This window comes from Serratia sp. CY38905 (assembly GCF_052168875.1).
GTDB classification, from domain to species: Bacteria; Pseudomonadota; Gammaproteobacteria; order Enterobacterales; family Enterobacteriaceae; genus Serratia; species Serratia sarumanii.
Map to the genome: position 1 here is coordinate 179,970 of NZ_JBJNLV010000003.1, position 23,727 is coordinate 203,696.

The window sequence follows — 23,727 nt, forward strand, 5'->3', positions numbered from 1 at the left end:
TTATTCACCCCTTATTGAGCGTTGTACAAAATGACCGCGGCGGTTGCCAGCAGGTTCAGCAGCGTCAGCGGCAGGCACACTTTCCAGCCGAAGGACATCACCTGGTCATAACGCGGACGCGGCAGCGCGGCACGGATCAGGATGAACATCATCATGAAGAAGGCCGTTTTCAACGCGAACCAGATGAATGGCGGCAGGAACGGACCCTGCCAGCCGCCGAAGAACAACGTCACAATCAGGGCGGACACGGTGACGATACCGATGTATTCCCCCACGAAGAACAGACCGAACTTCATGCCGGAATATTCGATGTGGTAACCGTCGGCCAGTTCCTGCTCGGCTTCCGGCTGGTCAAACGGGTGACGGTGGCACACCGCCACGCCGGCGATCGCGAAGGTCACGAAGCCGAAGAACTGCGGAATGACGTTCCAGACGTGCGCCTGGGATTCAACGATGGCCTGCATGTTGAACGAATCCGCCTGCATCACCACGCCCATCAGCGACAGACCGATGAACACTTCGTAGCTCAGGGTTTGCGCGGAGGCGCGCATCGCGCCCAACAGCGAGTATTTGTTGTTGCTCGACCATCCGGCGAACAGCACGGCGTACACCGCCAGGCCGGCCATCATCAGGAAGAACAGAATACCGATGTTGAGATCGGACACCGCCCAGGTCGGGCTGACCGGAACGATGGCAAATGCCAGCAACAGGGAAGTAAAGGCGATCATCGGCGCCAGGGTGAAGATCACCCGGTCGGAGAATCTCGGTACCCAGTCTTCCTTGAAGAACATTTTGATCATGTCGGCGACCAGCTGCAGCGAGCCGCCCCAGCCTACGCGGTTCGGTCCGTAGCGGTTCTGGAACAGGCCGAGCAGGCGGCGTTCGCCGAAGCTCATGAATGCCCCGCACGCCACGACCACCAACAGGATCACGACCGCTTTAAGAATGGCGATCAGAATGTCGATCACCTCAGGGGTAAACCAGCTCATCGTGCCGCCTCCCGCAGATTGTCTACCTTAGCACCCACCAAGATCGGCGGGATCCCTGGCAAGCCGAGCGGCAAACCAACCTGGCCCTGGGTCAGGGTTTCACTCAGACGCACCGGCAGACGCAGGGTCTGGCCCGCACAGCTGAACTCCACCAGGCTGCCCGCGTTGACGCCAAGCGTCGCCGCGTCGGCCGGGTTGACCATCACGTAGGCTTCCGGCATGCGCTGCTGGATCACGTGAGAGCGCTGCGACATTTCGTCGCTGCCGAACAGGTGGTAGTACGGCGCGACACGCCAGCCGTCGTTCGGATTGAACGCGGCAGGCACGCGGTCGAAGTAACCGAGGCTGCCCTCCCCCGCTTCGATCAGGCGCACGCCCGGATCGCCGTGGCGCAGTTTGCCGCCCACTTCGGCCTGGAACTTGTTCCATGCCTGCGGTGAGTTCCAGCCTGGCGCCCAGGCGAACGGGATCTGCTGACGATCGGCCAGCGGGCTGTTGTTCCCTTCCATCGAGAAGGCGAACATGGTGTCTTTATCCTGCGGCTGACGCGGCTCGTGCACACTGATGTTGGCGCGCATGGCGGTACGGCCGCTGGAGCGGTGCGGCGAACGCGCCAGCTTCTGACCGCGAATGCGGAAAGTCGCGTCCGGCGCGGCGTCGACGATGCCCTGCAGCTGCGGCAACGCGGCGACGCAAGCGGCGATCACGTCATCGAGCTGGGTCCAGTCCACGTGGCGGCTGGTGTAGGTGGAGTGCAGCGAGTGCATCCAGCGCCAGCTTTCCAGCATCACGGTGAACTGATTCTTCTTGGCGTCGTCGTAGTAGGCCGGATCGTATACCTGGAAGAAGCGCTGCGCGCGGCCTTCCTGGTTGATCAGCGTACCGTCGCTCTCGGCGAAGCTGGCCGAGGAGAGGATCAGGTTGGCTTTGTCCATGATCGCGGTGCGCTGGTGGTCGGCGACGATCAGGTTATTAACCTTGGCCAGCGCCGCGTCCACCTGCGCCGCCGGCGCATGACGATAGAGATCGTTTTCCATCACGATGGCGGTATCGGCTGCGCCGCTCGCCAGCTGTTCCAGCGCCTGATCGAGCGAACCGCCGCCGATCATCGCCAGGCCCATACTGTTGGCTGCGCCCGCCACGAAGGTGATGCCGACATCGGAACCGCGGCCCTTCAACGCTTTGGCGATGTTGGCCGCCGCTTCGATGATGGCTTCGCTGCCGGCGTTGCTGCCGGTAATAATCAGCGGTTTGCGTGCGCCGGTCAGCGCCTGCACGATGATATCGACTTTCTTGTTCAGGCCTTCAGCCAGATCGTTCACCGCCGGCGCCGCGCTGTCCAGCGCGTGAGCGATGGCGAAGCCGAAGCGCGCCTGCTCGTCTACCGGCGCGCGGTAGTTCCAGGCGGCGATGTCGTCCAGGCGGGTGTTGTCGACGTTGGTGGTGAACAGCGGGTACTTGGCGTGCTGGCCGATGTTCTGCACCGCCGCGATCTGCCAGTCGGCCACGCGTTGCGCCGCCGCCATCGCTCGGGCTTTGCCCTTGACGGCCTGGCGCACGGACAGCGCGATGCGCGCGCCGGTTTGCGTCAGGTCTTCGCCCAGCACCAGCACCGCGTCGTAATCTTCGATCTCACGCAGCGCCGGCGTATGGACACCGCCGTTTTTCAGCACGTTCAGCATCAGCGCCAGGCGTGATTGCTCCGCCTGAGCGATACCGGTGTAGTAGTTCTCGGCGCCGACCAGCTCGCGCAGTGCGAAGTTGCTTTCCAGACTGGCGCGCGGGGAGCCGATGCCGATGGTTTTCTTCGCCTGACGCAGGATGTCCGCCGCGCCCTGCATCGCCTGCTCGGCGTTCAGGGTGATCCAGTCATCGCCGCGCAGCTGCTGCGGTTGACGCGGACGATCTTTCTGGTTGACGTAGCCGTAACCGAAGCGGCCGCGGTCGCACAGGAAGTAGTGGTTCACGCTGCCGTTGTAACGGTTTTCGATACGGCGCAGCTCGCCATAGCGCTCACCCGGGCTGGTGTTACAGCCGATGCTGCACTGCTGGCAAATGCTCGGCGCGAACTGCATGTCCCATTTACGGTTGTAGCGCTCGGAGTGCGTTTTGTCGGTGAATACGCCGGTCGGGCACACTTCCACCAGGTTGCCGGAGAACTCGCTTTCCAGCGTGCCGCTTTCCGGGCGACCGAAGTAGACGTTATCGTGCGCGCCGTACACGCCGAAGTCGGTGCCGTCCGCATAGTCTTTGTAGTAACGCACGCAGCGGTAGCAGGCGATGCAGCGGTTCATCTCGTGCGAGATAAACGGCCCCAGCTCCTGGTTGTTGTGGGTGCGCTTGGTGAAGCGGTAGCGGCGGAAGCTGTGGCCGGTCATTACCGTCATATCCTGCAGGTGACAGTTACCGCCTTCCTCACAGACCGGGCAATCGTGCGGGTGGTTGGTCATCAACCACTCGACCACGCTTTCACGGAACTGCTTCGCTTCGCCGTCATCGATGGAGATGAAGGTGCCATCGGATGCCGGGGTCATACAGGACATCACCAAACGGCCGCGCGTATCTTCCGCGTTTTGGTATTGCTTTACCGCACATTGGCGGCAAGCGCCGACGCTTCCCAGCGCCGGATGCCAGCAAAAGTAAGGAATATCAAGGCCGAGGGAAAGACAAGCCTGCAGCAGGTTGTCCGCTCCGTCTACCTCATACTCTTTGCCGTCTACATGAATCGTAGCCATAGTCAGCATGCTTCCAAGTGGCCTGCCTTGCGGCAGGCGTTAATCAAAAATTCTGGCCGTGTTCGGGCGAGTCGGCTTACCAGCGCTGCTTCAGCAGATTGTTCGGCTGAATGCCGCCAATCGCATGGGCGTTGCTGAAGTGCTGCACGGCGATACCCGCCTCGAACTCTTCACGGAAATATTTAATCGCGCTTTGCAGTGGCTCTACGGCACCTGGCGCGTGGGCGCAGAAGGTTTTGCCCGGGCCGAGGGAACGGCACAGCTGTTCGAGGGTTTCGATATCCCCCGGTTGCCCTTCGCCGTTTTCCAACGCACGCAGGATCTTCACGCTCCACGGCAGGCCGTCGCGGCATGGTGTACACCAGCCGCAGGACTCGCGGGCGAAGAACTCTTCCAGGTTACGCACCAGCGGCACCATGCCGATCTCGTGGTCTACCGCCATCGCCAGCGCGGTGCCGAGACGGCTGCCGGCTTTGCCGATTGCGCCGTATTCCATCGGCAGATCGAGGTGATCGGCGGTCAGGAAGTCGGTCCCCGCACCGCCCGGCTGCCAGGCTTTGAAGCGCAGACCGTCGCGCATGCCGCCGGCGTAGTCTTCCAGGATCTCGCGCGCGGTGGTGCCGAACGGCAGCTCCCAGACGCCCGGATTTTTCACCCGGCCGGAGAAGCCCATCAGCTTGGTGCCTTTGTCCTCACTGCCGGAGATGCCGGTGTACCACTCCACGCCGTTCGCCAAAATGGCCGGTACGTTGCACAGCGTTTCGACGTTGTTGACGCAGGTCGGCTTGCCCCACACGCCGGCGCTGGCCGGGAATGGCGGCTTGGAGCGCGGGTTGGCGCGGCGGCCTTCCAGCGAGTTGATCAGCGCGGTTTCTTCGCCGCAGATGTAACGGCCGGCGCCGGTGTGCACGATCAGCTCGAAATCGAACCCGGTGCCGAGAATGTTCTTGCCCAGATAGCCGGCTTCGGTGGCTTCCGCGATGGCGCGACGCAGGTGCGCCGCCGCTTCAATGTACTCGCCGCGCAGGAAGATATAGCCGCGGTAGGCTTTCAGCGCGAAGGCGGAGATCAGCATGCCTTCCACCAGCAGGTGCGGCAGCTGCTCCATCAGCAGGCGGTCTTTATAGGTGCCCGGCTCCATTTCATCGGCGTTACACAGCAGGTAACGGATGTTCATGGATTCGTCCTTCGGCATCAGGCTCCACTTCAAACCGGTGGAGAAGCCCGCGCCGCCGCGGCCCTTCAGCCCGGAGTCTTTCACCAGGCCGACGATCTCGTCCGGGGCCAGGCCTTTGAGGGCCTTTTCCGCGCCGGCATAGCCGTTTTTGCTGCGGTATTCGTCCAGCCACAGCGGCTGCTTGTCATCACGCAGCCGCCAGGTCAGCGGATGCGTTTCGGGAGTGCGTACAATGTGCTTGGTCATTGATACTGCTCCAGTAGCGTCTCGATATCTTCAGGCTTCAGCTGACTGTGAGTGTCGTCATCAATCATCATGGTCGGCCCTTTATCGCAGTTGCCCAGACAGCAGGTCGGCAGCAGCGTGAAGCGGCCATCAAAGGTGGTTTGACCCGGCTTGATGTTCAGCTTCTTCTCGATAGCGGCCTGAATGCCCTGGTAACCGGTGATGTGACAAACAACGCTGTCACAATAACGGATCACGTGACGTCCTACCGGCTGACGGAAAATCTGGCTGTAGAACGTGGCCACGCCTTCTACGTCGCTGGCGGGGATGCCCAGCACTTCCGCGATGGCGTAAATCGCACCGTCCGGAACCCAGCCGCGCTGCTTCTGCACAATTTTCAGTGCTTCGATGGAAGCGGCGCGCGGATCCTCGTAATGATGCTTTTCGTGCTCGATCGCATCACGTTCTTCCGCACTCAGTACAAATGCATCAACGCCGCTCTGAGGAGCGGCTGCGTTGATGGGCTCGAGCGCATCATTGACTGCGTGATTGTCTTTTTGAGAGTGCATAATTAGCGGTCCACATCTGACATAACAAAATCGATACTACCCAGATAGACGATCAGGTCGGAAACCAGGCTGCCACGGATGACCGATGGGATCTGCTGCAGGTGCGCAAAGCTCGGCGTACGTACCCGGGTGCGGTAGCTCATGGTGCTGCCGTCGCTGGTCAGGTAGTAGCTGTTGATCCCTTTGGTGGCTTCAATCATCTGGAATGATTCGTTGGCTGGCATCACCGGGCCCCAGGAAACCTGCAGGAAGTGGGTGATCAGCGTTTCAATGTGCTGCAGCGTGCGCTCTTTCGGCGGCGGCGTAGTCAGCGGGTGATCGGCCTTGAACGGGCCTTCCGGCATGTTGTTCAGGCACTGTTCGAGGATGCGCAGGCTCTGGCGCAGCTCTTCCACCTTCAGCATCACGCGGGTGTAGCAGTCGCTGGTGCCGTCGCCGACCGGCACTTCGAAGTCGAAGTTCTCGTAGCCGGAGTACGGACGCCATTTACGCACGTCGAACTCGACGCCGGTGGCGCGCAGGCCGGCGCCGGTCACGCCCCACTCCAGCGCTTCTTTGGCGTTGTAAGACGCTACGCCGATGGAACGGCCTTTCAGGATGCTGTTCTTCAGCGCCGCTTTCACGTAGGAGTCCAGACGCTTCGGCATCCAGTCGAGGAATTCACGCAGCAGGCGATCCCAGCCGCGCGGCAGATCGTGCGCGACGCCGCCGATGCGGAACCAGGCCGGGTGCATACGGAAACCGGTGATCGCTTCCACCAGATCGTAGATTTTCTGACGATCGGTAAAGGCGAAGAACACCGGGGTCATCGCGCCGACGTCCTGAATGAAGGTGGAGATGTACAGCAGGTGGCTGTTGATGCGGAACAGCTCGGACAGCATCACGCGGATGGTGTCGACGCGCTCCGGCACCTTGATGCCGGCCAGCTTCTCGACCGCCAGCACGTAAGGCATTTCGTTCACGCAGCCGCCGAGGTACTCGATACGGTCGGTGTACGGAATGTAGCTGTGCCAGGATTGGCGCTCGCCCATCTTCTCGGCGCCGCGGTGGTGATAGCCGATATCCGGCACGCAGTCGACGATCTCTTCGCCGTCCAGCTGCAGAATGATGCGGAACGCACCGTGCGCGGAGGGGTGGTTCGGACCGAGGTTGAGGAACATGAAATCTTCGTTCTCGGTGCCGCGCTTCATGCCCCAGTCTTCCGGCTTGAAGGTCAGCGCTTCCATCTCCAGATCTTCTTTCTGCTTGGTCAGCACGAAAGGATCGAATTCGGTGGCGCGCGCCGGGTAGTCCTTGCGCAGCGGGTGCCCTTCCCAGGTCTGCGGCATCATGATGCGCGACAGGTGCGGGTGGCCGTCGAAGGTGATGCCGAACATTTCCCAGGTTTCGCGCTCATACCAGTTGGCGTTCGGGAACACCTTGGTCGCCGTCGGCACGTGCAGGTCTTTTTCAGACAGCGCCACCTTCAGCATGATGTCGCGGTTGCGTTCGATGGAAATCAGATGGTAGAAAACGGAGAAATCCGCAGCGGGCAGGCCATCGCGGTGGGTGCGAAGACGTTCGTCCACGCCATGCAGATCGAACAGCATGACATACGGCTTCGGCTGTTTTCTCAGGAACGTCATTACTTCCAGCAACTGGTCAGGTTTAACCCATACCACGGGCATGCCGGTACGGGTGGCCTGAACAGTAAAGGCTTCCGGCCCAAAACGGTTGCGCAGTTCGCCGATCACCGGGTCGTCAAGGTGATCTCGGGTCTGCCAGGCAGGCAAGGCGTCGTGCGTCGTCAAATCTGTCATAATTTTTTTTCACCACACTAAAGGGTTATTCGCCGCAAGTTTCACTTTTCGCTGTGTTAACCAATAGCGCACTAAGATGGACGTTAAATGAACGTCTTAAATCTCGTCAGGCGTCCGGAGGTTGGTCACCGCGATGCGCTCGCCGTGTTTACGCTCTCTTTCAGACTGCATATTGGCGCGGTAAACGCCCTGATCGCCGACAACCCACGACAGCGGGCGACGTTCTTTGCCGATGGACTCCTGCAGCAGCATCAGCGCTTGCATATAGGCTTCCGGACGCGGCGGGCAGCCGGGAATGTACACGTCGACCGGCAGGAACTTGTCCACGCCCTGCACCACGGAATAGATGTCGTACATGCCGCCGGAATTGGCGCAGGCGCCCATCGAGATCACCCACTTAGGCTCCAGCATCTGCTCGTACAGGCGCTGGATGACCGGGGCCATCTTGGTGAAACAGGTACCGGCCACCACCATCAGGTCAGCCTGACGCGGGGAGGCGCGCAGTACTTCCGCACCGAAACGCGCCACGTCGTGAACGGCGGTAAACGACGTCACCATCTCCACGTAACAGCACGAAAGGCCGAAGTTATACGGCCAAATAGAGTTTTTACGCCCCCAGTTCACCATGTCATGCAGCGCATGTTCGAGTTTACCCATGTAAACCGTGCGGTGGACCTGTTGTTCCAGGGGATCGGCGACGATCTCCTGTTTTTGCAGGGGATAACGGTCGTTCTCACCGTTCGGGTCTATGCGGGTGAGCGTATAGTCCATCTTAATGCCTCGCTGTTACTGCGGATGACTGTTGGTGTTAGTGATCGTGCTCGGTTTGCTGCGGCGTTGGGAACGCGCCGGAGTCCAATCCAACGCGCCGATGCGCACCAGATAAACCAGACCGGCCAATAGCACCAAAATGAAAATGGCGGCTTCGATAAAGCCTACCCAGCCGCTCTCGCGAACCGAGACCGACCAGGCGTACAGGTATAAGGCTTCAACGTCGAAAATAACGAAGAACATGGCCACCAGGTAGAACTTGGCGGACAAGCGCATGCGCGCCGTACCGACCGAGTCGATGCCTGATTCAAACGGGGTGTGTTTGGCGCGCGCCCGGGCTCTCCCGCCCAAGAAGAACGCACCCAGCAGCATTAAGCCGCAGAGCCCGATAGCCACGACGAGAAATACGGCGAGCGCCCAGTGATGAGCGATAACTTCAGTGGTTGTTGACATACTCTATGCTTACTCATCAAAAGTGGCGTCGATCGCGCTGCTCTTGTCACCGGCAGTTAGTGCGCCACATCGATTTAAGGGAAGGATAAATAACCACACAAACAAACTGCTTTTACAGCGAGTTAGGCAGCGTTTTTCTGTGGGCTTTTTACTCCTTTCTATAACCTTTTGTCAACTTTGACAAAAGTATCTACACACTAGTTTACATACGTATCATTTGATTAACATTTGATGCGCCAGGGGCTGGCTAAATCGTGTCAGTTAATTTTTGTGTAGAAACAGATAGATATAAACCAACGTGCACATTTCAGTTTTACTATACCATTGTCTCAGGAATTCCCTGTTCTTCCACTCACTACCTAGGGGTATTTTTTTGATCCAGGACACGTTTTCAGCATAAATCCTCAAAAAAAATGTGGCCCTTTAACAATTTTCCTCAAATTAAGCCGCAAAAACGGCCGCTATAAGCTAACAAAATAACCCTTCTATTACCATGCCTTTAACCCATTCAATCTTATTGCTCAAAAAACACACTCAACGTCTTAAACCCGGCCAAACTCTCTTTTCAGTAACGCTTAAAAGTTAATAAAATAGCCAACTCATAACAAAATCGTTATTAAACCCCTATAACAGTAAAAACCCCCAAAAAAAGGGCAAAAAAAACCTCCGCCGAAGCGGAGGTTTTCATCAGATATAACGCCGCGGCGTTATTCTTCCTCGTCCACCAGGCTGGCGTCATCCTGATCGCCCTGGAGACCGGCCTCTGCGCCGTTGAAGCCATAGCCGTCATTGCCGCCCTGCATGGCGCTGAAGATGGCCATCGCCAGCTCATTGCTGCACTGCGCGTTTTTGCACAGCGCATACTGGGTATCCGGCAGCGGCGGCAAACCTTCCACCGCCCCCAGCACCCGCAGGTCGGGGCTCATCATCTCGATCGGCCGCGCGGTCACGCCCAGGCCGGCCTTACAGGCCGCCCGCACCGCGGACAGCGTCGAGGCGACGTAGGCGATGCGCCACGGGATACCGGCTTCGTCCAGCTGCTTGATCGCCAGCGCGCGGAACGGGCTTGGCTCATCCATCACCACCAGCGGGATCGGTTCGCCGGCCTGATAGTGGTAATCGGCGGCGCAGTACCACAGCGTCGGCGATGTGCGCAGCACGATGTGCGGGTGCCCGGCCGGATCGGCCGTGGTCACCGCCAGATCGATCTCGCCCTCTTCCAGCAGATCGACCATCGTCGTGCTGCGCTTTACGCGCACATCAATGGACAGCTTCGGATAGATGGCGGTCACGCGGTTCAGCAGGAAAGGCAGAATGGTATCGGCGGTGTCGTCGGAAGCGCCGATGGTCAGAACACCTTTAATATTGTTGTACATCAGCGAGGTACAGGCTTCGTCGTTAAAGCGCAGGATCTTCCTGGCATAACCGAGAAGCTGAATACCATGCTCAGTCAGGAGTTTGTTGCGCCCATGGCGGGCAAACAGTTCTTTGCCGACCAGTTGCTCTAATCGCTGCATTTGTTGACTGACGGCTGATTGAGTACGGCATACGGCGACGGCCGCCGCCGCGAAGGTATTCAAATCAGCAACCGCAACAAAGGTTCTTAGCAGATCGAGGTCGAGATTAAGTATCGGACGATTTGCAGTTGTCATAGTGTATTCTTCACTTTTTTAAATTCTAATTTACGAACTACTACCCTGGTGTGTTTCTCAGACGCCGTTGAAAAGGACGGAGCCTGTTATGACAGTACCCCACTCATAAGTGGAGGGCAAAAAAATTACTTATGATTCGTTACCTCTATCGCTTTTTAAAATGCGATCTATCGATGGTGCTTATAGAACGCGGGGGGCTGAATATCGGTGGAAAGGGAAAACCCCCACCGAACCTGAGATTTTACTCATTCATACTGCCTAATTTCCACTCCATTCGTGCTACTGAGAACCCTTATCAACCGGCGACCAGACTGCATTACAGAGCAAAAAAGATAAATAATTAACGATATCGACTTCGTGTTACTACTCAATGAATTTAATAAATTCAATCAGTAAGATTTTTACTTTAAATAATAATCCTATAACCACATAAACAATGCTTAAGCTAAAATATAAAGTAAAGCTAATGTAAATATGCCATTTTCTTAGTGTGGTGCGCTAACCGACAACCCGCTATCAGACAACTCCGGTATTATCGTTCCTTTACAGTTTATTGAAGCCCATTCTCACTTTCGGCTTATCAGTTCACTGCTGCCGGCCGCGATCGCCGGCACGTCGCGTTTATCGATGCGGGATTTTACAGAACAAAACCCTAGTAAAATTATAGTTCATGAAATTATGAACCACAAAATAACTTTACCTTTGCTTATCATAACTAAAATCTCCCGTTACGACATGCATTTGCACCAAAGGCGTGCAAAACCCTTCAAAAGCAACTACGCCAGGAGTACATTGGGCGGGTTGCGGCGTCCCACGGTAGGAGCGCCCCTATCCCAGCAAAAGGCTCAACTTTTTATGTCCCCCATTGAGAAATCCAGCAAACTGGACAACGTCTGCTATGACATTCGCGGCCCGGTGCTTAAAGAAGCCAAACGTCTTGAAGAAGAAGGCAACAAAGTCCTGAAACTGAACATCGGCAACCCTGCCCCGTTCGGTTTCGACGCCCCTGACGAAATCCTGGTCGACGTGATCCGCAATCTGCCCACGGCGCAAGGCTATTCCGACTCCAAGGGCCTCTTCTCGGCGCGTAAAGCGATCATGCAGCACTATCAGGCGCGCAACATGCGTGACGTGACCGTTGAGGATATCTACATTGGCAACGGCGTCTCGGAACTGATCGTCCAATCCATGCAGGCGCTGCTCAACAGCGGCGACGAAATGCTGGTGCCGGCGCCGGACTACCCGCTGTGGACCGCCGCGGTATCGCTGTCCGGCGGCAAGGCCGTGCACTACCTGTGCGATGAGCAGGCCGGCTGGTTCCCGGATCTGGACGACATCATCAGCAAGATCACCCCGCGCACCCGCGGCATCGTGATCATCAACCCGAACAACCCGACCGGCGCGGTTTACAGCAAAGCGCTGCTGGAACAGATCGTCGAGATCGCCCGTCAACACAACCTGATCATCTTCGCCGACGAGATCTACGACAAGATCCTGTATGACGAAGCCGAGCACCACTCGATCGCCGCGCTGGCGCCGGATTTGCTGACCGTCACCTTCAACGGCCTGTCGAAAACCTACCGCGTGGCGGGCTTCCGCCAGGGCTGGATGGTGCTGAACGGGCCGAAGAAGCACGCCAAAGGCTATATCGAAGGGCTGGAGATGCTGGCTTCGATGCGCCTGTGCGCCAACGTGCCGATGCAGCACGCCATTCAGACCGCGCTGGGCGGTTATCAGAGCATCAGCGAGTTCATTCAGCCCGGCGGCCGCCTGTACGAACAGCGCAACCGCACCTGGGAGCTGCTCAACGACATCCCGGGCGTCTCTTGCGTGAAGCCGCAGGGCGCGCTGTACATGTTCCCACGCATCGACGCCAAGCGCTTCAACATCCACGACGACCAGAAACTGGTGCTGGATCTGCTGCTGCAGGAAAAAGTGCTGCTGGTGCAGGGCACCGCGTTCAACTGGCCTTATCCGGATCACGTGCGCATCGTCACCCTGCCGCGCGTAGACGAGCTGGAAATGGCGGTCGGCAAGCTGGGCCGCTTCCTGGAAGGCTACCACCAGTAATCGCCTGGGGCGCAGCGCCTTGTTGCGCCCTTCTCTCACTGCCCGGTTGCAAAATTCGCCGTCACTGCTTCACAATGGGGCCCTCACTTGCCGTTAAAGAGAGCACCATGAGCCAGAGCCATTTCTTCGCCCATCTGTCCCGCCTGAAACTGATCAACCGCTGGCCGCTGATGCGCAACGTGCGTACCGAGAACGTTTCCGAACACAGTCTGCAGGTGGCTTTTGTCGCCCACGCGTTGGCGGTGATCAAAAACCGCAAATTCAACGGCAACCTCAACGCCGACCGCGTTGCGCTGCTGGCGATGTACCACGACGCCAGCGAAGTGATCACCGGCGACATGCCAACGCCGATCAAGTACTACAATCCGCAGATCGCCCACGAATACAAGAAGATCGAAAAGATCGCCCAGCAAAAGCTGCTGGACATGATCCCCGCGGAGCTGCGCAACGATTTCCGCACCATACTCGATGAGCACTACTACAGCGAAGATGAAAAGCAGGTAGTGAAGCAGGCAGACGCACTGTGCGCCTACCTGAAATGCCTGGAGGAACTCTCTGCCGGCAACAACGAATTCACCCTGGCCAAGGCGCGGCTGGATAAAACCCTGGAACAGCGCCGCAGCCCGGAAATGGACTACTTCATGGACGTGTTCATCCCCAGCTTCAGCCTGTCATTGGACGAAATCAGCCTCGACAGCTCGCTGTAACCCCGCCGGCGCAGCCTCGCTGCGCCGTTAAAAGCCGTAGAGCCACGGCACCACAATCACGCTGACCGCCATCACCAGCAGGGTGAACGGCACGCCGAGACGCACGAAATCGCCGAACTTGTAATTGCCCGGCCCCAGCACCAGCGTGTTGACCGGTGAAGAAACCGGCGTCATAAAGGCGGCGGACGCGGCGATGGCGATAATCATCGCGAACGGGTATGGCGAAACGCCCATTTCGCGCGCGGCGGCGATGGCGATCGGCGCCATCAGCACCGCCGTCGCGGTGTTGGAAATAAACAGGCCGATGGTGGCGCACAAGACGAACAGGCACAGCAGCATCACGCGCGGCCCCGCGCCGCCGGCGACGTCCATCAGCCCGCTGACGATCAGATCCACCCCGCCGGTCTTTTGCAGCGCCTGCGCGAACGGCATCATGCCGACGATCAAAATGATGCTCGGCCAATGGATCGATTTATAGGCGCTCTCCATATCGATACAGCGGAACTTGCCCATCAGCAGACAGGCGATCAGCGCCGCGATCGGGTTGGGGATTTCGTCGGTCAGCATCATCGCCACCATCAGCGCCAGGCAAAACAGCGCGTGCGGCGCCTGCGTGATGGCCGGCGCCACTTCGTCCACCTCGGCCGGCAGATTGAGCACGATAAAGTCGTGGGTTTTGGCCTGCAGCTGACGGATCGCCTTCCAGTCGCCGATCACCAGCAAGATGTCGCCCAGCTCCAGCAGCTCGTCCACCAGCTTGCCGCCCAGCGTCTCGCCGTGGCGGCGGATGCCCACCACGTTCAGATCGTAGCGGCTGCGGAACGCCGCTTCGCGCAGGCTTTTGCCCAGCAGCGCCGAGTCCGGGATCAGCGACACTTCGGCCATGCCGACGTTGCGCGACTGTTCCGAGAAGTAATCGCCGCGCAGCACCATCGGCTCCAGCCGCTGCTCGCCGCAGAATTCGCGCAGATCGACCTGGCTGTCCGACATGTCGATCAAGAGGACGTCGCCCTCGCGCAGCTCGGTGCTGCCGGAAGCGCTGACCATCACCCGCCGGAAGCGTTTCCAGCGCTCAATGCCCACCACGTTGGCGCCATAGCGCGCACGCAGGTGCAGCTCATCCAGCGAACGCCCGATCAGCGGCGAAGCGCTGCGGACAGCCAGCCGCCGCGCGCGGCCGGTCAGCTTGTAGTCGCGGATCAAATCGCGGAAGGTTCGGCGCTGCCAGTCATCGCCGGCTTTGCCCGTGTCACCGCTGCCCAGCCAACGCCGAGCGATCAGCATGTAACCGACGCCCAGCGCCAGCACCGCCAGACCGATGGGCGTCACGCTGAAGAAACCGAAACCATGGATGCCTTCACGCACCAGTTCGCTGTTGACCACCATGTTGGGCGGCGTGGCCACCAGCGTCATCATGCCGCTGATGAGCCCGGCGAAGCTGAGCGGCATCATCAGCCGCCCCGGCGCAATCTTCATTCTCGCCGTCACGCTGAGCACCACCGGGATAAAGATCGCCACCACGCCGGTCGAGCTCATGAACGCGCCCAGCCCGGCGACCGTCACCATCAGCAGCATCAACATTTTGGTTTCGCTGCTGCCGGCCACTTTCACCAGCCAGTCCCCCACCTGATAGGCCACGCCGGTGCGCACCAGCCCTTCACCGATCACGAACAGCGCCGCGATCAAAATCACGTTGGGATCGCTGAAACCGACCGTCGCCTCCTGCAGACTGAGCGTGCCGCTCAGCACGAAGGCGATGATCACCAACAGCGCCACCACGTCCATACGCAGCTTGTTGGTGGTAAACAGCACGATGGCAATCAGCAGTAAACTCAGCACCCACAGTAATTCGCTGTTCAAAACGGCCTCATCCGGCAAATGTCCAAGGGTCTAAAAAATAGCATAAAAAAACCCCGCCGAAGCGGGGTCTAATCAATTAGGGTGAAGATAATGCCGCTCAGGCCAGCCGGCGAACGATCGCGCCCTGCGCCGTTTTATCGACGGCGATCTGCGCCAGCGAATCCAGCCGCAGGTCGACCTGATCCAGCTTCGGCGCATCCGCCGGCGCGTTGACCGCGATCACCTGGCAGCCCGCGGCCAGGCCGGAGAGAATACCGGCCGGCGCGTCTTCAACCACCACGCACTCGTGCGGTGCCAGCCCCAGGCGCTCGGCGCCCAGCAGATAGGCGTCGGGCTGCGGCTTGCCGTGTTTAACCTGCTCGGCGGTGATGAACACCTCCGGCTGCGGCAAACCGCCGGCCTGGCGGCGAGCGCCCGCCACCGGCACCGAACCGGAGGTGACGATCGCCCAAGGGATGCCGAGCACGTTCAGGCGCTCCAGCAGCGCGATGGCGCCCGGCAGCGCGCGAACGCCGTCGGTATCCTGCGCTTCCACCTGCTCCAGCAACTCGAACTCGCGCTGAATTTCTGCTTCGCTTTCGCCCGGCATAAAGTGGCGCAGAGAAGTAATGGCCTGTTTACCGTGAATGAAGTCCAGCACCGCTTGCGGGTTGACGCCGCGGCGTTCGGCCCAGTGCGTCCAGGCGCGCTCTACCGCCGGCAGCGAATCCACCAGGGTGCCATCAAGATCGAACAGAAAACCCTTACACTCCACAGAAAACCTCTTCTTAATCAAGCATTGATGATTTGCGCTATCTCAACGGCGCTCAAGTGATACTGGCGCGGACAGGCCAACCAGATCGCCAGCATGCGCTGGTATTTTTCCCACATTTTGGTCTGGGCGTTGAAACCGTGGCTGCCGGAATCGAAGTGAGTATAGCGCCCCTCGGTGCTGACCAGGAAACGCACGTAGCTCAGGTAGCGCGCCTCGGTGGCGGCGTCGAAGCCGAGAAACGCCAGGCGGCGCTCGTCCAGATCCTGCTTTTCTTTCAGGTTGCCCCAGGAAACCTGCAGCGCATGGTGCATCTCCATCACGTTGATGATGGTGCGGCACACCTCTTCACTCAGTTCGCCGAAGTCGCGATCCAGTTCGCGCATTTGCAAACCGAAGCCGCGTTCGACGATGGTTTGCAACCGGCGATAACGGTCGCCGTTGTCCGGATCGAGCAGGGTCATCATCTTGTACTGGTTCGACAGGATCAGCCGCTGGGCGTTGGTCATTTCCATCAGGATTTCCTCATTTCTGTGTGATGGCGGGAGCATCGCACAGCGCAAGAACGCAGGAAATCACAACTCGACCGTTCTTTGATTTAAACCGGGGTTATTGACGCTTTGACGAGAAAGGCCGCACAACGCGGCCTTTTTCATTTACAGATCGTCGAGGAAAGTTTTGTCCAGCTGCTTGAAAGCGCGCTTGAGCAGATCGGCCAACGTCTGATAGGTCGGCGTGCCTTCGAGCGGCGCCACCGCCTGCCCGGCTTCCGTCAGCTTGTTGCGCACCTCATGGAACCATTGCAGCAGCGTCGGCGGCAGCGGCGTGACCGAACGACGCCCCAGCCACCACAGCCCCTGCATCGGCAGGCTGCAGGCGAACAGCGCGGTGGCGATCGCCGGGCCGAGCTGGCCGCCGAGCGCAATCTGCCAGGTCAGCGTGAAAATCGCCAACGGCGGCATGAAACGGATAGCGAAACGGGTGGCACGCGCAACGCGGTTCTCCGGAAAGACCGGTGCCAGACGTTTGTCCGACGGCCAGGTTTTCATATAATGCTGCCCGCGCTGGAAGACCTGAAACCAGCTTACGGAACCGGACGGTTTGCTCGTCATTGCGTACCTCAACGTCACGTAAAGAAACTAAAAGCGTGCTGCCAGAGACCATACTAAAAAATTTGAAGCTTTAAATTTATTTTGTGTTTACACCGGGCTATCGGTATCCTAAGCCGGCCTTGTGGCCGGTAGAAGATGACGCAAACTTTGTCAACTTTTAGCCCTATAAAAATCAAGATTATTTAAACCGCAGAGAAATCATCGGTTTTTCCATCATCCTGTGATTTGTGCACGTCACATGATGTTAATCATAAATGTCATCGGCACTATGCGCTACGCTTGTTGTCTGATTGACGATTAATTCACCACGTGTTTTCGATTTTCTTTTAACAACACGACTATTTAAGTAGGTACTTCCATGTCGAGTAAGCTAGTACTGGTTCTTAACTGCGGCAGTTCTTCTCTGAAATTCGCCATCATCGATGCCGTTAACGGCGACGAATTCCTCTCCGGTTTGGCCGAGTGTTTCCACCTGCCTGAAGCTCGCATCAAGTGGAAAATGGACGGCGCCAAACACGAAGCTGCCCTGGGGGCCGGCGCTGCACACAGCGAAGCGCTGAACTTCATCGTTAATACTATTCTGGCACAAAAACCAGAGCTTTCCGCGCAGCTGACCGCCATCGGCCACCGCATCGTGCACGGCGGCGAGAAGTTCACCGCTTCCGCCGTGATCAACGACGAAGTTCTGCAGGGTATCAAAGATTCCGTGCCGTTTGCACCACTGCACAACCCGGCTCACCTGATCGGCATCGCGGAAGCGCTGAAATCCTTCCCTAACCTGGCCGACAAGAACGTTGCCGTGTTCGACACCGCGTTCCACCAGACCATGCCGGAAGAATCTTACCTGTACGCCCTGCCGTACAGCCTGTACCGCGACCACGGCGTTCGCCGCTACGGCGCGCACGGCACCAGCCACTTCTACGTGACTCAGGAAGCCGCGAAGATGCTGAACAAGCCGGTGGAAGAAGTGAACGTGATCACTTGCCACCTGGGCAACGGCGGTTCCGTTACCGCAGTGCGCAACGGCCAGTGCGTTGACACCTCGATGGGCCTGACCCCGCTGGAAGGCCTGGTGATGGGCACCCGCAGCGGTGACATCGATCCGGCTATCATCTTCCACCTGCACGATTCTCTGGGCATGAGCGTTGACCAGATCAACAAGATGCTGACCAAAGAATCCGGCCTGCTGGGCCTGACCGAAGTCACCAGCGACTGCCGTTACGTTGAAGACAACTACGACAGCAAAGCCGACGCCAAACGCGCCATGGACGTGTTCTGCCACCGTCTGGCCAAATACGTCGGCGCATACAGCGCGCTGATGGAAGGCCGTCTGGACGCGGTGATCTTCACCGGCGGCATCGGCGAGAACGCCGGCATGGTGCGTGAGCTGACCCTGAACAAACTGGGCCTGCTGGGCTTCGAAATCGACCACGACCGCAACATGGCCGCTCGCTTCGGCAAATCCGGCGCCATCACCAAAGACGGCAGCCGCCTGGCGCTGGTGATCCCGACCAACGAAGAGTTGGTCATCGCGCAGGACGCATCCCGCCTGACCGCGTAATGCTCTCAAAACACCGTCAGCCCAGGCTGACGGTGTTGTTTTAGCCTCATGTTAATCGTGAAGAGGACTATTCTGTGTCACGTACTATTATGTTGATCCCCACCGGCACCAGCGTCGGCCTGACCAGCGTCAGCCTGGGTGTCATCCGCTCCATGGAGCAAAAAGGCGTTCGTCTGAGCGTGTTCAAGCCTATCGCTCAACCGCGCACCGGCGACAACGCGCTCGACCAGACCACCACCATCATCCGCAGCAACTCCACCATCCCGGCGGCCGAACCGCTGCGCATGGACTACGTTGAGGGCCTGCTGAGCTCCAACCAGCAAGACGTGCTGATGGAAGAGATCGTGGCGCGTTACCACGAGAACACCAAAGACGCGGAAGTGGTGCTGATCGAAGGCCTGGTGCCGACCCGCAAGCATCAGTTCGCCAACGCGCTGAACTACGAGATCGCCAAAACCCTGAACGCCGAGATCGTCTTCGTGCTGGCGCTGGGCAACGACTCCCCGGCGCAGCTGAAAGAGCGCATCGAACTGGCGCGCACCAGCTTCGGCGGCAGCAAGAACAAAAACATCACCGGCGTGATCATCAACAAGCTGAACGCACCGGTCGACGATCAGGGCCGCACCCGTCCTGACCTGTCCGAAATCTTCGACGACTCCACCAAAGCCAGCATCGCCCACGTCGATCCTGCGCAGCTGTTCGCCAACAGCCCGCTGCCAGTTCTGGGCTGCGTGCCGTGGAGCTTCGATCTGATCGCCACCCGCGCCATCGACATGGCTCGCCACCTGAAGGCCCGCGTGGTCAACGAAGGCGACATCATGACCCGCCGCGTGAAGTCCGTGACCTTCTGTGCGCGCAGCATCCCGCACATGCTGGAACACTTCCGCCCAGGCTCTCTGCTGGTGACCTCCGCAGACCGTCCTGACGTGCTGGTCTCCGCCTGCCTGGCGGCGATGAACGGCGTGGAAATCGGCGCCATCCTGCTGACCGGCGGCTACGCCATCGACGAGCCGATCAAAAAGCTGTGCGAACGCGCCTTCCAGACCGGCCTGCCGGTGTTCATGGTCGACACCAACACCTGGCAGACCTCGCTGAGCCTGCAGAGCTTCAACCTCGAAGTGCCGGCGGACGACCACCAGCGCATCGAGAAAGTGCAGAACTACGTGGCCAGCCACATCAACACCGAATGGATCGACTCGCTGACCGCCACCTCCGAGCGTTCACGCCGTCTGTCTCCACCGGCGTTCCGTTACGAGCTGACCGAGCTGGCGCGTAAAGCCGGCAAGCGCATCGTGCTGCCGGAAGGCGACGAGCCGCGCACCGTGAAAGCGGCGGCCATCTGCGCCGAACGCGGCATCGCGGAATGCGTGCTGCTCGGCAACCCGGAAGAGATCCAGCGCGTCGCGGCAGCGCAAGGCGTTGAGCTGGGCAAAGGCATCGAAATCGTCGATCCGGTCGCCGTGCGTGAAAACTACGTGCCGCGTCTGGTTGAGCTGCGCAAGAGCAAGGGCATGACCGAAGTGGTCGCGCGCGAGCAGCTGGAAGACAACGTGGTGCTCGGCACCCTGATGCTGGAACAAGGCGAAGTCGACGGTCTGGTCTCCGGCGCGGTTCACACCACCGCCAACACCATCCGTCCGCCGTTGCAGCTGATCAAAACCGCGCCGGGCAGCTCGCTGGTGTCCTCCGTGTTCTTCATGCTGCTGCCTGACCAGGTACTGGTCTACGGCGACTGCGCGATCAACCCGGATCCGACCGCCGAGCAGCTGTCTGAAATCGCCATCCAGTCTGCGGATTCCGCCGCGGCCTTCGGCATCGAGCCGCGCGTAGCGATGATCTCCTACTCCACCGGCAACTCCGGCGCGGGTAGCGACGTCGAGAAAGTGCGCGAAGCGACCCGTCTGGCACAGGAAAAACGCCCGGACCTGATCATCGACGGCCCGCTGCAGTACGACGCCGCCATCATGGCCGACGTTGCCAAGTCCAAGGCGCCGAACTCACCGGTAGCCGGCCAGGCGACCGTGTTCATCTTCCCGGATCTGAACACCGGCAACACCACCTACAAAGCGGTACAGCGTTCCGCTGACCTGGTCTCCATCGGGCCGATGCTGCAAGGCATGCGCAAGCCGGTGAACGACCTGTCGCGCGGCGCACTGGTTGACGATATCGTCTACACCGTTGCGCTGACGGCGATCCAGTCTTCCCAGGCTGACGCTGCCGCCGCCAAGGCGTAATTCATCGCCAAACGAACAAGGGCCGGCATTGCCGGCCCTTGTTATTTCATTCATCCCTTATCTGGCTTTATTACTCCGCACTGGCAATAACCTGCAAAATCTGTCCGTCGCTGATTTTCAGCGAGAAACTGCGCTGCCAGAAACGTTTGGAATCTGCATCCTGAGGATCTACGGTACTGATTGCCACGGTGTATGGCACATTGCTCTCAAATGCCTTGAACGAGTATGGGATACATTGGCCGGGCGTAATCGTCTCAACGGGCTTCGGTGGTAGAGTGGTCCTACGCCAGAGCTCATGCGTTTGGCTATCCAACCGTTGTTCAATAGCGATGCTGACCAGACTGACCCTGCCACTCTGTGTTGGGTAGGCTTGCGGTAAAGAGAAACAGAGATCATTTCCCCGCAGCGTAATATCCGCAGCGTAAAAACGTTGCTTTTCAAGCATACAGCCACTGAGCAACATCATCATGATGAGGGTATAGATTCTTCTCATTTCAGGTTTTTCCTGTCGGCAGGAGCATTAAGAAATCCTTTCAAAACATGCTCATAACGGCTTTTCAAATCTGGACCTATAATACCTTGCATCAGTTTCACCTCAAACCACCGTTCTTTGCCATAACGAGAAAGGATGAAGTAATCTGCAAGAAGGCTGGCTTGTGCCTCCATACCATAATCAGCTAAGGAGTAGTAATCAGGCAGCGAGTATTTATAAGTTACCGCCCAGCTCATTATTCCCCGCAGCCGGACGTTCATCCCCCTCTGATACTGCCATACGTGGGCCATTTCATGCATGAACCACCATAGGTAGCGCGTTGTTTCTGTGGAAAAATCTTCCCTGAAGTGTTTTTCAGGCCAATAAAGTTCACCATTAGGCGTAACGGCCGTTTCCTCATTCTGCAAACCAAACGGGAAATAGCTCGCGTTATGCACTTTAACAAGACTGTAGTCGATGGCATTTTTATAGAGAAAACGGGATAGCGTGATCTCGCCTAGCGTCAGCCTTCTGAACGAGCCTCTTGCTGTTATCATTATTCACTCCATGAATATAACTTATTGTATTTATTAGACTGTTTTTATTATCTCTTTTTACCCAAGCATTGGCCATCCATTATCCATTAAAAACAAAAAGCCCCCTAAGGGGCTTCTCAGTTGATAACGCGTGAGTCATAACTCAGATACTGGGCAGGAAGGTATGTGCTTTATACATAGCACCAGACCTCATTCGTTACAGCAGTTGTGATTGACTCGAGAACTATTTTTGCAGCAGCTGCCCGGCGGCCTCCAGAATATGCTCGGCGGTCAGGCCATACTCCTGTTGCAAGAACGCTTGGGTGCCCACCTGGCCGTAACGCTCCTTCACCCCCACGCGCCGCATCGGCGTCGGGCACTCTTCCGCCAGCACCTCCGCCACCGCCGATCCCAGCCCGTTATGAATGCTGTGGTTTTCACAGGTGACGATGCGCCCGGTCTTGGCCGCGTAGGTTTTGATCAGTTCACGGTCGATAGGCTTGAGGGTGAACATATCGATCACCGCCGCGCTGACGCCCTGCTGCGCCAGCCTCTGCGCCGCCTTCAGCGCCTCCGCCACCATGATGCCGTTGGCGATCAGCGTAATGTCGTCGCCGTCGCGCAGCAGGTTGCCCTTGCCGATGGTAAAGCGCGAGCCCTCCTGATAGATGCGCGTCGCCTGCTTGCGAATGGTGCGCACCCAGTAGAAGCCGCGCAGATCCATCAGCTGGCGCAGAATGTCGGCGAACATGGTGGCGTCGGTCACTTCCAGCACCACCGAATGCGCCAGCCCGCGCACGATGCCCATGTCCTCGAACGACATGTGGGTGCCGCCGTTGTGGCAGGCGCTCACCCCGGCGTCAGAGGCGATCACCTTGACGTTGTTGCGCTGATAATCCAGCGACATGAACAGCTGATCGAAACAGCGGCGGCTGGCGAAGGCGGTAAAGGTATGCACGAACGGCACCCGGCCGGTGAGCGACAGCCCGGCGGCGACGCCGATCACGTTGGCCTCCATGATGCCGCAGTTGATCACGTGCTGCGGGTGATCCTTGTGTACGCCGTCCATCGCCATCGAGCTCATCAGATCCGCCTCCAGCGCGATGATCGGCGCGCCCACCTCAATCTGCCGACGCACCTCGCCGGCGTAGACTTTGCGCATTTCGACGGCGTCGTTTTCCAACTGCGTCACTACGTTAAACATGGGCGGCCTCCAGTTCGGCGATGGCTTTTTCGATTTCCTGCTGCACGTCCGGCGTCAGGCGCAGGTGGTGAGAGTTCGACAGGTTTTCCAGATAGGCAACGCCCTGCCCTTTGATGCTGTCGAGCACGATCGCCAGCGGCCGCTGTTCGCCGCCGCGCGCCGGCGCCACCGCCGCCAACAGCGCCGCGATATCGTCGCCCTTGATGGTCTGCACCTCAAAGCCGAAGGCGCGGAACTTGGCGGCCAGATCAAACGGTTGGATCACCTCGTCCAGCGCGCCGTCCAGCTGTTGCTTGTTGTAATCGATGAACAGCGTCAGGTTGTTCAGATTGTGGTGGGCGATAAACTGGAACGCCTCCCAGCACTGCCCTTCATTCAGTTCCCCATCGCCGAGGATGCTGAACACCCGATTGCGGCGCCCCGCCAGCCGATGGGACAACGCCATGCCGGCGGCGATCGACACGCCCTGCCCCAGCGAGCCGGTGGTGGCGTCCACGCCGCGCGTGCGCAGCCGGTCCGGATGGCTCGGCAGACGCGTGCCGTTCTGGTTGAGGGTCTTCAACTCCGCCAGCGGGAAGTAGCCCTTGATCGCCAGTGTGCTGTACAGCGCCGGGCCGGCGTGCCCTTTCGACAGCACGAAATCATCGCGCTCCGGCCAGTCCGGATCCGCCGGATCGATGCGCATCACGCTGCCGTACAGCACCGCCAGCGTCTCCACCACCGACATGCAGCCGCCGTAGTGGCCGAAGCCCAGCCCGGTCAGCGCTTTCAGCGTTTCCAGGCGGATCGCCCGCGCCAGGATATGCAGCTCTTCAATTTCCGTTTCGCTCGTTGTGTAGTTCATCAGTCT

General features: G+C 58.9%; 20 protein-coding genes. 4 read left to right on the plus strand and 16 right to left on the minus strand.

Translation table 11 applies throughout. The features are described from left to right. Positions 1-11: 11 nt before the first annotated feature. The 8 genes from nuoH to lrhA all read right to left on the minus strand — a co-directional run bounded on the left by nuoH (position 12) and on the right by lrhA (position 10,370). Positions 12-989, minus strand: coding sequence for an NADH-quinone oxidoreductase subunit NuoH (nuoH, locus tag ACJ8MK_RS10340; protein ID WP_004936022.1), 978 nt, complete (start codon positions 987-989; stop codon positions 12-14). Then, positions 986-3,724, minus strand: coding sequence for an NADH-quinone oxidoreductase subunit NuoG (gene nuoG, locus ACJ8MK_RS10345; protein WP_049234003.1), 2,739 nt, complete (start codon positions 3,722-3,724; stop codon positions 986-988). The genes nuoH and nuoG overlap by 4 nt, the downstream gene beginning before the upstream one ends. A 76-nt stretch (positions 3,725-3,800) precedes the next feature. After that, complete coding sequence (gene nuoF / locus ACJ8MK_RS10350; RefSeq protein ID WP_033648045.1) at positions 3,801-5,147, minus strand: NADH-quinone oxidoreductase subunit NuoF; 1,347 nt, start codon at positions 5,145-5,147, stop codon at positions 3,801-3,803. Continuing rightward, positions 5,144-5,695, minus strand: coding sequence for an NADH-quinone oxidoreductase subunit NuoE (nuoE, locus tag ACJ8MK_RS10355; protein ID WP_033635327.1), 552 nt, complete (start codon positions 5,693-5,695; stop codon positions 5,144-5,146). Before nuoE ends, nuoF begins: the two co-directional genes overlap by 4 nt. Positions 5,696-5,697: 2 nt before the next feature. Continuing rightward, positions 5,698-7,494: an NADH-quinone oxidoreductase subunit C/D gene (gene nuoC, locus ACJ8MK_RS10360; RefSeq protein WP_004936036.1), complete on the minus strand. Its 1,797-nt coding sequence runs from the start codon at positions 7,492-7,494 to the stop codon at positions 5,698-5,700. A 96-nt stretch (positions 7,495-7,590) separates the two neighbouring features. Further along, positions 7,591-8,265 (minus strand): NuoB/complex I 20 kDa subunit family protein, encoded by a 675-nt coding sequence (locus ACJ8MK_RS10365; RefSeq protein WP_004936039.1) that lies wholly within the window; start codon positions 8,263-8,265, stop codon positions 7,591-7,593. A 15-nt stretch (positions 8,266-8,280) separates the two neighbouring features. Further along, positions 8,281-8,718: an NADH-quinone oxidoreductase subunit NuoA gene (gene nuoA, locus ACJ8MK_RS10370; RefSeq protein WP_025303663.1), complete on the minus strand. Its 438-nt coding sequence runs from the start codon at positions 8,716-8,718 to the stop codon at positions 8,281-8,283. 707 nt (positions 8,719-9,425) lie between these two features. Continuing rightward, positions 9,426-10,370, minus strand: coding sequence for a transcriptional regulator LrhA (gene lrhA, locus ACJ8MK_RS10375; protein WP_033653761.1), 945 nt, complete (start codon positions 10,368-10,370; stop codon positions 9,426-9,428). A gap of 855 nt (positions 10,371-11,225) precedes the next feature. Between lrhA and ACJ8MK_RS10380 the strand changes: the two genes are divergently transcribed. Then, complete coding sequence (locus ACJ8MK_RS10380) at positions 11,226-12,440, plus strand: pyridoxal phosphate-dependent aminotransferase (protein WP_004936047.1); 1,215 nt, start codon at positions 11,226-11,228, stop codon at positions 12,438-12,440. 107 nt (positions 12,441-12,547) lie between these two features. Then, a complete protein-coding gene (gene yfbR / locus ACJ8MK_RS10385) occupies positions 12,548-13,147 on the plus strand; it encodes a 5'-deoxynucleotidase (RefSeq protein ID WP_025303666.1) in 600 nt (199 codons plus the stop codon). A gap of 27 nt (positions 13,148-13,174) precedes the next feature. Here the strand turns inward: yfbR and ACJ8MK_RS10390 are convergent, their stop codons facing one another. The 4 genes from ACJ8MK_RS10390 to yfbV all read right to left on the minus strand — a co-directional run bounded on the left by ACJ8MK_RS10390 (position 13,175) and on the right by yfbV (position 16,870). Beyond that, on the minus strand, positions 13,175-15,025 hold the full coding sequence (locus ACJ8MK_RS10390; RefSeq protein ID WP_074026934.1) for an SLC13 family permease: 1,851 nt from the start codon (positions 15,023-15,025) through the stop codon (positions 13,175-13,177). Between the two features lie 79 nt (positions 15,026-15,104). Further along, positions 15,105-15,761, minus strand: coding sequence for a sugar phosphatase (locus tag ACJ8MK_RS10395; protein ID WP_033653760.1), 657 nt, complete (start codon positions 15,759-15,761; stop codon positions 15,105-15,107). Positions 15,762-15,778: 17 nt separating this feature from the next. Beyond that, positions 15,779-16,273 carry a YfbU family protein gene (locus ACJ8MK_RS10400; RefSeq protein ID WP_016926898.1) on the minus strand — a complete coding sequence of 165 codons (495 nt, stop codon included), beginning with the start codon at positions 16,271-16,273 and terminating at the stop codon, positions 15,779-15,781. A gap of 141 nt (positions 16,274-16,414) precedes the next feature. Beyond that, a complete protein-coding gene (yfbV, locus tag ACJ8MK_RS10405; RefSeq protein WP_004936061.1) occupies positions 16,415-16,870 on the minus strand; it encodes a terminus macrodomain insulation protein YfbV in 456 nt (151 codons plus the stop codon). A 358-nt stretch (positions 16,871-17,228) separates the two neighbouring features. Between yfbV and ackA the strand changes: the two genes are divergently transcribed. Further along, on the plus strand, positions 17,229-18,431 hold the full coding sequence (gene ackA, locus ACJ8MK_RS10410) for an acetate kinase (protein WP_025303669.1): 1,203 nt from the start codon (positions 17,229-17,231) through the stop codon (positions 18,429-18,431). Between the two features lie 74 nt (positions 18,432-18,505). Next, positions 18,506-20,665 (plus strand): phosphate acetyltransferase, encoded by a 2,160-nt coding sequence (gene pta, locus ACJ8MK_RS10415; protein ID WP_033653759.1) that lies wholly within the window; start codon positions 18,506-18,508, stop codon positions 20,663-20,665. Between the two features lie 70 nt (positions 20,666-20,735). Here pta and ACJ8MK_RS10420 read toward each other — a convergent pair whose 3' ends face one another. The 4 genes from ACJ8MK_RS10420 to ACJ8MK_RS10435 form a co-directional block, all read right to left on the minus strand. Further along, positions 20,736-21,158, minus strand: a complete 423-nt coding sequence (locus ACJ8MK_RS10420) for a putative T6SS immunity periplasmic lipoprotein (protein WP_041036067.1) — start codon at positions 21,156-21,158, stop codon at positions 20,736-20,738. Next, complete coding sequence (locus tag ACJ8MK_RS10425; protein ID WP_442517726.1) at positions 21,155-21,694, minus strand: hypothetical protein; 540 nt, start codon at positions 21,692-21,694, stop codon at positions 21,155-21,157. Before ACJ8MK_RS10425 ends, ACJ8MK_RS10420 begins: the two co-directional genes overlap by 4 nt. Positions 21,695-21,917: 223 nt before the next feature. Further along, a complete protein-coding gene (locus ACJ8MK_RS10430; protein ID WP_308333552.1) occupies positions 21,918-22,877 on the minus strand; it encodes a transketolase family protein in 960 nt (319 codons plus the stop codon). Continuing rightward, complete coding sequence (locus ACJ8MK_RS10435) at positions 22,870-23,721, minus strand: transketolase (RefSeq protein ID WP_049233922.1); 852 nt, start codon at positions 23,719-23,721, stop codon at positions 22,870-22,872. The genes ACJ8MK_RS10430 and ACJ8MK_RS10435 overlap by 8 nt, the downstream gene beginning before the upstream one ends. Positions 23,722-23,727: the final 6 nt, after the last annotated feature.

Excerpts from the sequence above, each read along its gene's own strand:
- nuoH (WP_004936022.1), bottom strand. The coding sequence starts at position 989 with ATGAGCTGGTTTACCCCTGAGGTGATCGACATTCTGATCGCCATTCTT.
- nuoG (WP_049234003.1), bottom strand. The coding sequence starts at position 3,724 with ATGGCTACGATTCATGTAGACGGCAAAGAGTATGAGGTAGACGGAGCG.
- nuoF (WP_033648045.1), bottom strand. The coding sequence starts at position 5,147 with ATGACCAAGCACATTGTACGCACTCCCGAAACGCATCCGCTGACCTGG.
- nuoE (WP_033635327.1), bottom strand. The coding sequence starts at position 5,695 with ATGCACTCTCAAAAAGACAATCACGCAGTCAATGATGCGCTCGAGCCC.
- nuoC (WP_004936036.1), bottom strand. The coding sequence starts at position 7,494 with ATGACAGATTTGACGACGCACGACGCCTTGCCTGCCTGGCAGACCCGA.
- ACJ8MK_RS10365 (WP_004936039.1), bottom strand. The coding sequence starts at position 8,265 with ATGGACTATACGCTCACCCGCATAGACCCGAACGGTGAGAACGACCGT.
- nuoA (WP_025303663.1), bottom strand. The coding sequence starts at position 8,718 with ATGTCAACAACCACTGAAGTTATCGCTCATCACTGGGCGCTCGCCGTA.
- lrhA (WP_033653761.1), bottom strand. The coding sequence starts at position 10,370 with ATGACAACTGCAAATCGTCCGATACTTAATCTCGACCTCGATCTGCTA.
- ACJ8MK_RS10380 (WP_004936047.1), top strand. The coding sequence starts at position 11,226 with ATGTCCCCCATTGAGAAATCCAGCAAACTGGACAACGTCTGCTATGAC.
- yfbR (WP_025303666.1), top strand. The coding sequence starts at position 12,548 with ATGAGCCAGAGCCATTTCTTCGCCCATCTGTCCCGCCTGAAACTGATC.
- ACJ8MK_RS10400 (WP_016926898.1), bottom strand. The coding sequence starts at position 16,273 with ATGGAAATGACCAACGCCCAGCGGCTGATCCTGTCGAACCAGTACAAG.
- yfbV (WP_004936061.1), bottom strand. The coding sequence starts at position 16,870 with ATGACGAGCAAACCGTCCGGTTCCGTAAGCTGGTTTCAGGTCTTCCAG.
- ackA (WP_025303669.1), top strand. The coding sequence starts at position 17,229 with ATGTCGAGTAAGCTAGTACTGGTTCTTAACTGCGGCAGTTCTTCTCTG.
- ACJ8MK_RS10420 (WP_041036067.1), bottom strand. The coding sequence starts at position 21,158 with ATGAGAAGAATCTATACCCTCATCATGATGATGTTGCTCAGTGGCTGT.
- ACJ8MK_RS10425 (WP_442517726.1), bottom strand. The coding sequence starts at position 21,694 with ATGATAACAGCAAGAGGCTCGTTCAGAAGGCTGACGCTAGGCGAGATC.
- ACJ8MK_RS10430 (WP_308333552.1), bottom strand. The coding sequence starts at position 22,877 with ATGTTTAACGTAGTGACGCAGTTGGAAAACGACGCCGTCGAAATGCGC.
- ACJ8MK_RS10435 (WP_049233922.1), bottom strand. The coding sequence starts at position 23,721 with ATGAACTACACAACGAGCGAAACGGAAATTGAAGAGCTGCATATCCTG.